This window comes from uncultured Desulfovibrio sp. (assembly GCF_944324505.1).
In the GTDB taxonomy this organism is placed as follows: Bacteria; Desulfobacterota; Desulfovibrionia; order Desulfovibrionales; family Desulfovibrionaceae; genus Desulfovibrio.
Window position 1 is genome coordinate 169,967 of sequence record NZ_CALUWO010000004.1, and the last position, 12,269, is coordinate 182,235.

The window sequence follows — 12,269 nt, forward strand, 5'->3', positions numbered from 1 at the left end:
GTTGCCTCACAGATAATGATGGACGAAAGCAGGTCTTCCGGCTCATCGCCGCTTTTCCGGCCTTCCCGACAAGGCAGTGGCACACGGGGGAAAAGCGTTGCGCGATTTACGGCGGCGGGTCCGCTCCCGCTTTTCACGGGATTCCCTGTTAGGCCCTTCAGCAGGGCGCTTTCGTGGGCCTACGATGGCGCAGGCGGCTTCCCCTGTCAACGAATAAAAAAACCTTGCATTGCTAACATACTATAATACCTGAAAAAAACCGGCGATGCCCGCCATTCGTGGATTTGCGGGCATCGCCGAAAAAAAGTTCTGTTGTCCAAGGCACTTGGCGGGACAAACAAATTTCAGATAGTGCTTTTACGTAGTCCAGAGCGGTGCAGAGCGCCGGCAGGCATGTGCCCGACAGCACAAGGCGGCACCCGGCAGGCCATGCGCCGCCGGGGCGCCGTCCGCCCTACTCCCCTGCCACGCGGGGCAGGGTTGCCGCACCCCAGGGCATGACCGTGGTGGGCACATCGAGGCTTCCGCCCAGGAAGGTGGCGGCCAGCTCCAGGGCCTTGTCCACAGTGGGCACAGCATGAATGCGCGTCCGGGCAAAGCACTGCGGGTCCATGTCCGTCACCAGGATGAGGTGATATTTCTCCGCCGCCTCGGCAAAGAGAAAGCCCACGTAGCCGCCGATGGAGAAGGTCGTGCGCAGCGCGTCTTCCCGCTCGGCCATGCTGCCCAGGCCGTACAGCTGGCGCTCGATTTCCGCATTGCCGAAGCCGTCCTGCGTGCGGGCCAGGAGGATCATGGTGCCCCCTTCGGCCACAGCGCCCAGCGCATTGCTCAGCAGCTTGATGCCCTGAAAGAGGTTCATGTCGCGGGGATGGCCGCCGGCGCTGGCCACCACCAGCGGCGTGCGCCGGGCAATGTCCACCCGGTACATGGCGTCCACCAGCGCGCAGGCCTCGCGGTGTGCGGCCACCCAGTGGCCGGCAAAGGCCTGCACAATGCGGTTGTCGGCATCGGTCACCACATTGAGGGCAAAACAGGGCTTGAGCAGGGCCGCGCCTTCCAGCAGATCTGCCTGAAAGACATTGCGCTCCTCCAGCACGCCGCAGCGCACATCGGCTCGGGTGCCCCTGCCGGTCTGCGGGTCCAGCGCCAGCTTGTGGTGGCGCTGGATGGTCTCATGCCCGCAGATGCCCGGCACCAGCATCTTGGGGCCGCCGCCGAAGCCGGCCAGAAAATGAAACACCACCCCGCTGCACAGGATGATCCTGTCAGCCTCCACGGCCACACGGTTCACGTATACCGGCGTGCCGCGGGATGTCTGCCCCACGCAGACCAGATTTTCCGCTTCCGTGCTCTGGTGGTCCACTATGCGGATGCGGCGGGCAATGTCGGCGGAGACCAGGCGGGCATGCTCTTCCGGCGTATGGCGACGGTGCGCCCCCGTGGCCACCAGCAGCACCATGTCACGGTCCGGGATGCCGCAGGCATTGAGGGCCTCCACCATGGCGGGCACGTAGATATGGGGCGACTGCCAGAGGCGGCTGATGTCGGGAATGACAAGGCAGACCTTCTGCCCGGGGGAAACGATCCTGTCCAGGGTGGGCGACTGCACAGGACGGGCCAGCGCCTGTCGCACCAGCTCCTCGGGTGACATCCGGGGCAGGTCCACCGGGTTGGGATGCAGCTCGGCGGCAAGACAGCCGTCAGGCACCTGAAGGGAAACCGCGCCTTCGCCGTATTTCAGTTCATGCAGGGACATGGCAAACTCCGCGCTTGAAGGTGTGGAACTGCGGCCCCGCACAGCGTTGTGCCGGCCTGGCCGGAAAGCAACGTGACGGAACAGACGGCACGCCGGCACCGTTTGCCGGCTGCCCCTGCCGTGGCTTCGGACCCGCATCCTCTTCTCTAGCCCATGCGCCTGCCGGCTGTAAAGATTCACCGCCACGCTTTCCGAAGCGACAAAAAAGGGAGGGAAGTCACCTTCCCTCCCTGTCGTGGACTATCTGCCCTCACCTGTCGCGCTGGGCGACGGCGTCAGCAGCAGGTCCCGGCGCTTGTCGGCGTCCAGATACTTGCGGGCCACGGCCCGGATGTCTTCCGGCGTCAGGGTGGCGGCCTTTGCCAGCAGCGTTTTGCGGAAGTTTTCCGGCAGGCCGAGAATGGCCTCGGTGCCGCATTCCGCGGCGCGTGCCCCAAGGCTCTGGCGCTGGCGGTAATAGCTGCCTTCCATGCGGTTCAGGCCCTTTTCCAGCAGCGCGGCCGGCAGCAGCTCGGTCTTGACCGTATCAATGACCGTGGCAAAGCCCTCGCGCGCCTGCTGCACCTTGTCGGGCGTGGTACCGATATAGAAGGCCATGAGGCCGGTTTCCGGCAGGCTCTGATAAAAGGCCGTCACCGTATAGCCCAGGCCCTGCTCGTCCCGCAGCCGGTTGAACAGCAGGCCGCTCTGCCCGGAAAGCACGGATTCCAGCAGCATGAGCGCCGGCGCATCGGGATGATCCTGCGGCACTGCGGGAAAGACTTCCAGCAGATAGGCCTGATTGCGCCCCGGCATCTGCATGGCAAGGGTCTTTTCCCCGGACCACTGCGGGGCCTGCACCACCGGTGCGCTGCCAGCGGGCGCGGGCAGGCTTTCGGCCCAGCGCCGCACGGCATCGGGCGCAATATCGCCGGTAACGGTCAGCACCCATGGCAGCGACGACTGACGCTGCCAGAAGTCCTGTACATCCTTGCGGGTAATATGCCGCAGCTGGTCGGGCGTCCCCAGGCTGTCAAAGCCGTAGCAATGCCCCGGGAACAGGAACTGCCGCACCCGCGAGAACAGCAGGGCCTGCGGATTGTCCTGACGGCGCACCAGCGCGGCCAGCATGTTCTGCACCTGCCGTTCCATGTCCTTCTGGCTGAAATGCGGCGTGCGCAGCATGCTGTCCAGCTGACGGAAATAGTCCCGGGTAAAGCGGGCCGGCCCGGTAATGCTTACCGAAAAGGTCTGAAGCCCGGCCGACGCCGAAAGACTGGCCGCCCGTTCCGAAAACCACTGCTCCACCTGCTGGGCATCCATGCTGCCATATCCGTCGGTGAGGGTGCGGGCCGTCAGTTCGGCAAGCCCCTGCTGTGCCGGCGTCAGCAGGGCATTGCCACCCCCCTGCTGAAAGGTCATGGCTACATAGGGCACCGTGCTGTCCCGTTGCAGCTTGAGCAGACGCCCCGGCCCCAGCTGTATGGTTTCCGTGGGCAGACTGCTGCCGGCGGCCGGAGCCGCACTGTCTGCCGTTCCGGCCGGGGCCGGCCAGTTGCGGGACAGAATGGCCTGCATGTCCGGCAGCGGGGCATCCTGCGGCGCCAGCACGCGCACACGCACCCGTTCGGGCCGCAGCCAGAGGGCAATGGCCTCGGCCAGGCGCGCCTTGTCCACCGTCATCTGCGCCTGACGCAGATTGCGTTCCGCATCCCGGCCGCCCAGTTCAAACTGCACCGTGCCCCGCCACGAGGCCAGACCATTGAGCGTTTCGCCCGCACGGTCCATGGAGTCCGTCAGATTGAAGATGGCCCGGGCAATGGCCTCGTCGGAAAAGTCGCGGGCATTGAGTGCGGCCAGGTCACGGGTGAGACTGTCCCAGAAGGTTTCCACATGCTTCACATCCAGCGTGGCGTTGAGCACGAGCAGCCCGGCGCGTTGCAGGCTCATATTGCCCATGCTGATGCTGTCCACCAGGCGCTGGTCATACTGATACTTGCGGTAGAGGGTGGAGGTTCCATCCCCGCCCAGCAGAAAGGCCAGCACATCCAGGTCCACGGAACGCACGTCCCGCAGACCGGGCACCGGCAGGGCCAGGCCCATGTAGACCTTGTTCCACGGGCCGCGCAGCACTTCCACCTGCGGACCGCCGGCGGCCTGCGCCACGTTCACGTCCGGCGGCATGGGCAGGTCGGCCGTATTTTCCAGATCACCGAACAGGGACTGCGCATGGGCCAGCACCTGCGCGGGGTCAATGTCGCCGGCCACCAGCAGCAGCATGTTCTGCGGCTGGTACCAGGTGGCAATGTAGTCTCGCAGGTCCTGTACGGTCAGCGCGCGGATGGTTTCCTCAAAGCCGATGATGGGGCGCCCGTACACACTGTTGTGCAGGCCGGAAACCTGAAGCGCCTGAAAGAGCCGGCTGGGCGGGGTATCCTCATTGCCCTGCAATTCCGAGACAATGACATCCTTTTCGCTCTCCAGCTCTGCCGGGTCCAGCGTGGCATGAAAGGCCATGTCCTTGACCACATCCATGCCCGTGCGCCAGTGCCGGGACGGCATGTCAGTCAGATAATAGGTCATGTCAAAGGATGTGGCCGCATTGAGGTAGCCCCCCAGCTCTTCCACATCCCGGGCAATGCGTCCCTTGGGGCGCTGCGCCGTTCCCTTGAAGACCATGTGCTCCAGCACATGACTGATGCCCGCCTGCTTGGCGCTTTCATTGGCCGATCCCGTTCCCACGTACAGCCGGGTGCAGACCAGCGGAAAGCGAGTATCGCGGATGATGTAGACCGTCAGCCCGTTCTTCAGGCGGGTCAGAACTTCCTGGCCGGCGGCCGGGACAGGAGCCGTGGCCGGCACCGCCGGAGAACTGCCGGCCTGCGTCCCGGCCTGTGCCCCGGTCTGTGCTCCGGCCTGCGCGCCGGCTTGTCCGGGCAGAAGGGCCAGGCCGCTCAGCGTCAGCAGCGTCACGGCCAGCCCCGTCAGTATCAGATGTTTCATGCTGTCTCCTTGGGCACGAACTGCCCTGCGTTGGAACCATGATACCATAGTCACGCCCCGGCCCGCTGGCAAGAGGGCTGCCCGCAGGCTTTCGCCCTATGGGCGTCGCCCTGCCAGGCGCCCGCACCGCCCGACGGCAGCTGCCGGCAGGCTGCCCCCGCTGCAAAATCAGGGGGAGAGGCGCCTTTCCTACAGAAAGCACCTCTCCCCCGTGAGAAAACCAGGCTTTTGTCCCCGGGCCTAGCCGCCGAGGTAGGCCTCCTTGACCTTGGGATTTTCCAGCAGCTCCTGCCCCGGGCCTTCCAGCACCACGCGCCCCACCTCAAGAATGTAGGCATAATGGGCCACGTTGAGGGCGGCATAGGCATTCTGTTCCACCAGCAGCACCGTCATGCCTATTTCATTGATGCGGCGGATGATCCTGAAGATTTCCTGCACCAGCAGGGGGGCAAGCCCCAGCGAGGGTTCATCCAGCATGACCATGGTGGGCCGGCTCATGAGGGCGCGGCCCACGGCAAGCATCTGCTGCTCGCCACCGGAAAGGGTGCCGCCCTTCTGCCACAGGCGCTCCCGCAGCCGTGGAAAGAGGTCATAGACCTTTTCCAGGTCTTCGCGGATTCCCTCCCGGTCAGATCGAATATAGGCGCCAAGACGCAGATTTTCCTCTACCGTGAGATGGGGCAGGATGCGCCGCCCCTCCGGTGACAGGGAAATGCCGTGCCGCACCATGTCTTCGGGCTTGTGCCCCATGAGGGACATGGGCGCCTCACCCTCGTTGCGGGTAAAGAGGATGTCGCCGCTCACGGTCTTGTTGAGACCGGCAATGGACCGGATGATGCTGCTCTTGCCGGCGCCGTTGGCTCCCACCAGGGTGACGATGCTGCCGCGCCGGATGGAGATGTTCACCCCCTGCACGGCATGGATGCCGCCATAGCGCACATCGAGATTACGGATTTCAAGCATGCTTCACCTCGTCCCCCAGGTAGGCGCGGATCACTTCGGGATTGCTGCGTATGGCCTCCGGCGTGCCCTCGGCAATGAGGGCGCCGTATTCCATGACCCAGATATAGCTGCATACCCCCATAACCACCTTCATGTCATGCTCGATGAGCAGGATGCTCAGGCCGAATTCCTTGCGGATATGCCCGATGAAGTGCATGAGGTCCAGGCTTTCCTGCGGATTCATGCCGGCGGCGGGTTCATCCAGCAGCAGCAGCCGGGGTTCCGTGGCCAGCGCACGGGCAATTTCCAGACGACGCTGGGCGCCATAGGGCAGACTGCCGGCCTTTTCCTCCACATAGGCGGTCAGGTCCAGGCGCTCCACCAGACGCATGGCCTTCTGGCGGATGGCGTCTTCCTCCCGATAGTAGGCGGGCAGGCCCAGGGGGGCCATCCACCACGGGCAGTGCCGCCGCACATGGCAGCCCACCATGACATTTTCCAGCACCGTCATCTGCGTGGAAAGACGGATGTTCTGAAAGGTGCGGGCAATGCCCAGCCGGCAGACCTTGTCCGGCGAAAGCCCCCGGATGCTCTGGCCGGCAAAGTCCACTCGCCCTTCCTGCGGCGTGTAAAAGCCGCTCAGCACGTTGAACAGCGTGGTCTTGCCCGCTCCGTTGGGACCGATGACCCCCACAATACTGTCCTGCGGTATGGCCAGCGACATGTCGGAAACGGCCGTCACGCCGCCAAAGCGCATGGTCACGCCGCTGGCATGCAGCAGGATATTGGAATTGCCGCTCATGCCTTCTTCCTCCCGATGCCGAAGACCTTCCAGGTCAGCTCGCGCGTGCCCGTGATTCCCTCGCGACGGAAGATGATGATCAGCAGCAGCACCAGCGAAAAGACCACCATGCGCATGCCGGGAATGCCGGGAATCTCCACAAAGCCCAGGTCCATGGGTTCCTCGATGGCGCGCAGCCATTCCAGAAGAACGGTGATGATGCCCGCGCCCAGCAGGCTGCCCGTCAGCGATCCCAGACCGCCGGCCACCACGAACATGAGCACGTTGAAGGTCAGCAGGAAATTGAACATCTTGGGGTCGATGGTGGACAGATGGCTGCCCAGCAGCGCCCCGCCCACACCGGCAAAGAAGGCCCCCAGACAGAAGGACAGCACCTTGTAGCCAAAGACGTTGATGCCCATGACATTGGCCGCGATCTCGTTATCGCGTATGCAGCGCAGCACATTGCCGAAATTGCCGAACAGCAGCCGGGCCAGCACAATGAGGGTGACGATCATCCAGGCGTAGCAGGTCAGCAGGGTGGCCTCGGCCGGGATGCCCTTGATGCCCAGCGAACCGTTGGTGATGGCGGTCATGTTGACAATGAGCACGCGGATGATCTCGGCAAAGCCCAGCGTGGCAATGCCCAGATAGTCATCCCCCAGGCGCAGTACCGGAAGAGCAATGACCAGGGCAAAGACGGCCGCCACCAGGCCGCCGGCCAGCACGGCCACCCAAAAGGGCGTGTGCAGCACGGAAAAGGGCCAAATGATGGGGTCAAGAATCCACATCATTTCCTTCTGTTCGGGCAGCAGGGTACACAGGGCGCCCACATAGGCGCCAATGGCCATGAAGCCGGCATGCCCCAGCGAAAAAAGCCCCGTGAAGCCATAGATGAGATTGAGCGACAGCGCCAGAATGGCATTGATGAAGATGAGCTTGACAATATATATCTGGTAGTCGCCCAGCAGCTCGTGGCGCTCCGTGAGCCAGAGGCCGGCGCCCACCAGCACGATGAGCAGAATGTTGAGCAGCGTGGTGAGGTTGAAACGCATCAGATCTTCTCCTTCATAGGTTCACCCAGCAGGCCGGTGGGCTTGACCACAAGAACCAGCACCAGAAGGATGAAGGCGAAGGCATCACGGTAGCCGGAAAATTCCGGCAGGAAGGCCACGGTCATGATTTCCACCACGCCCAGCACCAGGCCGCCGATGACAGCCCCCTGGATGGAGCCGATGCCGCCGAAAACCGCGGCGATGAAGGCCTTGAGGCCGGGCATGATGCCCATGTAGGGATGCACCTGCGGATAGCGCAGCGCCCACATGATGCCGGAAATGGCCGCCAGCGCCGACCCCACACAGAAGGTAAAGGCAATGATATTGTCCACGCGCACGCCCATGAGGCGTGTGGTTTCAATGTCCTTGGAAATGGCGCGCATGGCCAGGCCGGGCTTGGTGCGATAGACCACATAGAGCAGCATGGCCACCAGCACGGCGGTGATGACGGGCACCACGGCCGTCAGCTTGAGAATGCGCACCGATCCGAGCTGCCATTCCGAAATGAGCCATTCCGGTTGCAGCACGGGGCGGGGCTGGCCGGAAAAGACAACCACGGCCAGACTTTCAATGAAAAAGGAAACGGCAATGGCGCTGATAAGCGCCGAAATGCGCGGGGCATCGCGCAGGGGCCGGTAGGCCACCCGTTCGATGATCACCCCCAGAAGGCTGGCACCCGCAATGGCCAGAATGGCGGCAACGCCCCACGGCCAGCCAAAGGCAAAGGTGCCGAAAAAAACAAAATAGGCCCCGACCATCAGAATATCGCCGTGGGCAAAATTGATCAGCCGCAGCACGCCATAGACCATGGTATAGCCGATGGCAATGAGCGCATAGAGTGACCCGAGAGTCAGGGCATTGAAAAGATGCTGAAAAAACATGTCAACAGTCATGGGGCCACCTGACGGAACGACTGCCGGAAGGGAGCGCCTTCCGGCAGTCGTTGTCTTGCTGAAAGGTTACTGCTTGGGCGTTACCGTGCCCACATACACACGCTTGCCGTCCTTGTATTCAATGATGCCCACGGGCATTTCCGCATCGTGGGTGGCATTGATGGAAACGGTGCCCAGCGGGGTCACCAGGCCCTTGGTTTCGGCCAGGGCCTTGGCAATGTCGGCGGGCTTGGCCGAACCGGCACGCTTGATGGCGTCGTAGATGAGGAAGTAGCTGTTGTAGCCCAGGGCGCCGTTCACGTTGGTTTCCTTTTCAGGATAGGCAGCCTTCCAGGCTTCGGTGAACTTCTTGGCTTCGGCGCTCATGTCCTTCATGGTGGGATCATAGGGGAAGGTGGTGTGCAGGAAGCCTTCGGCCGCCTTGCCCGCCAGCTTCACGGTGTCGGGATTGTCCATGGCATCGGCACCCATGAGGCGGAACTTGGCGCCCAGTTCACGGGCCTGCTTCATGATGATGGCGCCTTCGGCAAAGTAGGCGGGCATGAAGACGATGTCGGGCTTCTTGGCAATGAGTTCGGTGAGCTGGGCCGTGAAGTCCTGGTCACCGGAGCTGTACTTGAGATTGGCCACCACTTCGCCGCCCAGCTTCTTGAAGGAGCGGGAGAAGAAGTTGGCCAGACCCACGGCATAGTCATTGGTCATGTCCATGAGCACGGCGGCCTTCTTGAGACCCAGGATATCATAGGCATAGGTGGCCGCAGCGGCGCCCTGGTAGGGGTCGATGAAGCAGGCGCGGAAGTAGTACTTCTTGCCCATGGTCACCAGAGGATTGGTGCAGGAGGTGCCCATGCCGGGAACCTTGGCCTTTTCGGTGATTTCCGCACCGGCCATGGCCAGGGAGGAACCATAGGTGCCGATGATGGCCACCACCTTGTCACGCTCGGTCAGGCGTTTCACGGCATTGGCGGCTTCCACCTTGTCGGACTTGTTGTCCACCACAACCAGTTCCACGGGACGGTTCAGCACGGTGCCCATTTCCTTATGCGCCAGCTGGACGCCTTCCAGCTCCAGCTGACCGCCAAAGGCATTCTGACCGGTCAGGGGCAGATAGACGCCGATCTTGATGGGTTCCGCGGCCAGAGCCTGTCCGGCAAGACCGAAAGTCAGGGCCAGCAGCGCCAGCCCAGCGAGTTTGCTCAACTTCATGGTTGAAACTCCGGTGATTATGGGTGAATAAAAATACGGCAGCGACACACGTCGCATCGACACCTGTCGGTTACCACAAATCCGGCTGCGCTGCAAAGTCGGAAAGCCGGCGTCCGCTGCCCGCCCAGCCCTGTTGCCGCCGCGTGGCGCAGCCAGGGACGACGTATTGACGAACAGGCAATGTTTACGCGAAGATAGCAGACTGCCCTTCGGCAAGCAGGCCGGGCAGCCCTCGCACTTTCAAACCCAGAGCGGCCCATGAAACGTACCTCCGATCCCGCCACGCGCGAGCATGCCCGCAGTATTGCCAATGTGCTCAGCGATGACGCCAACCTGCTCATCATCAAAACCTTTGTCATTGCCGCCCGGTACATGAGCTTCAAGGCCGCCGCGCGCCACCTGTGCCTGACGCCGGGCGCCGTGAGCCACCGCATCGCGCGGCTGGAACAGGTGCTGGGCTTCCCCCTGTTCAACCGCCTTACCCGCTCCGTGACCCTGACCGTGGAAGGGGAGCGCCTGCGGGCCGTCTATGAATCCGCCCTGGCCAAGATACAGGAAGAAATCTCCCGCCTGCTGGATGACGACGGCCTGAGCAGCCTGACCATCTTTGCCCATCCCAGCATTGCCATGGGCTGGCTCATTCCCCACCTGCCCGGCTTTCAGGCCGAGCATCCCAATCTGCATATCAATATCCGTACCGGCAACAATCCCACGGATTTCAGCCATGAATCCGGGGTGGACGTGGCCCTGTACTACAGCAGCGGCAGCTTTACCGGGCTGGCCAGCCGACGCATCATGGGCGAAAATGCCGTGCCCGTCTGCACGCCGGCCTATGCCGCTGCCCACAGGCTGGAAGAGGGGCCGCAAAATCTGGCCGGCTGCACCCTGCTGCATGATTCGGCCCCCTGGCACTTCTGCACGGTCACGGCCGAATGGCAGGAATGGGCCAGCCGGCACGGGCTGGACATCCAGAAAAGCCCCTCCATGATCTTTGACAGCGCCTATGCCGCCTCACTGGCCGCGGCCAACGGCCTGGGCGTTGCCCTGGGGCGGACCCGCCTCATGGAAGACCTGCTGCACGAAAAGCGCCTCATCATGCCCTTTCCCCAGCTGGCCCCCCTGGAGTCCAGCCACGCCTATTACGCCGTCTGGCCCCGCAGCCGGCATACGCCGGCCATTGTCAGCACCTTTGTGGACTGGCTCGAGCGCATCGGCTCCGCGGACAAAGACGCCGCCCAGGCATCGCCGGCGTCCGGGGCCGACGCTGCGCCGCAGCTGCCCCAGGCCTCCTGACACGCCGAACAAGCCGGGAGGCGCCCGCGTGCAGCCCGCACAGCCGGGCTGTCCCTGCCGTCTGTCCGCCGCGTGGCCCTGCCGTTTCCCGCAATCACGCGGGCAGCGTAACCGCCGCTTCTCCTGCCGGGTGCCCTTTCGCGCTGCCCGTTCCCGGCGTTTTCTCCGCGCGCCCTCGTGCGTCAGGACAAAAAAAGGGGGGCACAGGCCCCCCTTCTCACTTTTGCGCATGACCGCTCCCGCACGGGCAGCGGCCGCTATCCTCCGGCAGACGGACCGCACCGGCTGCGCCGGTCAGGCGGTCCGTCCCCTGCCCCAGTCCTAGATGCGTATGCTGTTGCGGATGTCTTCCAACCGGTCCTTGGCAAACATGAGATAAGAAATGATCAGCTCGCCGGAATTGAAGGACGAGGTGATGTAGAGCGGATCATAGGTGCATATCTTGTTCATGTATTCCATGGCAGCGGCCATGTTTTCGGCATTATTCTTCTGCCCGATCTCGGGATAGAGTTCATACAGGGTCCGCACAAAATCGCGTACCACCAGGACAATGCCCTGCACCTCGTAAATACGGTTGTCCAGCGTGTAGAACGGCAGGTCCTGTGCATCATAGAGCAGGCCCAGGGCATAGCCCAGCAGGTTCTGTCCCACCACCACATTGAAGGAGGAATAGAGGTCATCCGTGCGGCAGTTGTAGACGCCCTTGCCGGAATCCAGCGACGCCTTGTACTTGTCCACCTGCGCCAGCCCCTTCTTGTACTGCCCTTCGGCAGACGGGAAGAGGAAACCGCGCGGGTCATAGGCAAAATTATTGATGCGGGCCGTGTAAAGTTCGCTGCTTTCCCGGTCATTGGCGCCCAGCTTGGCGATTTCCATGGAATACAGGTCAATGAGCACCTTGGTGGCATGGTAGACGCCATACTGGCGGGAAGCCCGGTTGTCCAGCAGGAAGCGGTTAAAGATGACGTCATTGTAGCTCCAGCCGAAGGTGGAATCCAGTTCGCGCCGCAGCTGATAGGTGATGGCGTCAATCAGCAGTTTGCCCTTTTCGTTTTCGCTGAGGCTGGCAGCGTCCGCAGGCAGACTGAATGCGTCGGGGAAGGTGGTGCGATCTATCTTGCTGTACAGGGCCTGCGTGGCCCAGGCAAAAATAATGATGCCTGCCAGCAGGCAAACCTGCACGATAAGGGTCTTGGCGATGACCCGCAGTTTGCTCATGGGATTCATGATACGACTCCTGTGCGGCCAGGCCGCGTTATGGACAGAAAATAAAGTAACGAAAAAAGGAACCCACCGGCAAAGCCGGTGGTTCTTCATATGCGCCTGTAAGGCTTTCTTACCAGCCGCGCCCTAACAGG

The 12,269-nt window shown here is 62.8% G+C and carries 9 protein-coding genes and 1 riboswitch; of the genes, 1 reads left to right on the plus strand and 8 read right to left on the minus strand.

The window, feature by feature from the left end; genetic code table 11:
- Positions 1-9: 9 nt before the first annotated feature.
- Positions 10-188, minus strand: a riboswitch (cobalamin riboswitch).
- Positions 189-454: 266 nt separating this feature from the next.
- The 7 genes from larA to Q0J57_RS06540 all read right to left on the minus strand — a co-directional run bounded on the left by larA (position 455) and on the right by Q0J57_RS06540 (position 9,618).
- On the minus strand, positions 455-1,759 hold the full coding sequence (larA, locus tag Q0J57_RS06510) for a nickel-dependent lactate racemase (protein WP_297218461.1): 1,305 nt from the start codon (positions 1,757-1,759) through the stop codon (positions 455-457).
- Positions 1,760-1,999: 240 nt separating this feature from the next.
- Positions 2,000-4,741, minus strand: a complete 2,742-nt coding sequence (locus Q0J57_RS06515; RefSeq protein ID WP_297218463.1) for a pitrilysin family protein — start codon at positions 4,739-4,741, stop codon at positions 2,000-2,002.
- Between the two features lie 240 nt (positions 4,742-4,981).
- Positions 4,982-5,704 (minus strand): ABC transporter ATP-binding protein, encoded by a 723-nt coding sequence (locus Q0J57_RS06520; protein WP_297218465.1) that lies wholly within the window; start codon positions 5,702-5,704, stop codon positions 4,982-4,984.
- Positions 5,697-6,485, minus strand: coding sequence for an ABC transporter ATP-binding protein (locus tag Q0J57_RS06525; protein ID WP_297218466.1), 789 nt, complete (start codon positions 6,483-6,485; stop codon positions 5,697-5,699). The genes Q0J57_RS06520 and Q0J57_RS06525 overlap by 8 nt, the downstream gene beginning before the upstream one ends.
- On the minus strand, positions 6,482-7,519 hold the full coding sequence (locus tag Q0J57_RS06530) for a branched-chain amino acid ABC transporter permease (protein ID WP_297218468.1): 1,038 nt from the start codon (positions 7,517-7,519) through the stop codon (positions 6,482-6,484). Before Q0J57_RS06530 ends, Q0J57_RS06525 begins: the two co-directional genes overlap by 4 nt.
- A complete protein-coding gene (locus Q0J57_RS06535) occupies positions 7,519-8,412 on the minus strand; it encodes a branched-chain amino acid ABC transporter permease (RefSeq protein WP_297218470.1) in 894 nt (297 codons plus the stop codon). The genes Q0J57_RS06530 and Q0J57_RS06535 overlap by 1 nt, the downstream gene beginning before the upstream one ends.
- A gap of 66 nt (positions 8,413-8,478) precedes the next feature.
- A complete protein-coding gene (locus Q0J57_RS06540; protein WP_297218472.1) occupies positions 8,479-9,618 on the minus strand; it encodes an ABC transporter substrate-binding protein in 1,140 nt (379 codons plus the stop codon).
- A 258-nt stretch (positions 9,619-9,876) separates the two neighbouring features.
- On the opposite strand from Q0J57_RS06540, the gene Q0J57_RS06545 reads away from it, so the two are divergent.
- Complete coding sequence (locus Q0J57_RS06545; protein WP_297218474.1) at positions 9,877-10,911, plus strand: LysR substrate-binding domain-containing protein; 1,035 nt, start codon at positions 9,877-9,879, stop codon at positions 10,909-10,911.
- 321 nt (positions 10,912-11,232) lie between these two features.
- Here the strand turns inward: Q0J57_RS06545 and Q0J57_RS06550 are convergent, their stop codons facing one another.
- Entirely contained in the window at positions 11,233-12,138 is a 906-nt protein-coding gene (locus Q0J57_RS06550; protein WP_297218475.1) for a DUF2333 family protein, read from the minus strand.
- Between the last annotated feature and the right edge of the window lie 131 nt (positions 12,139-12,269).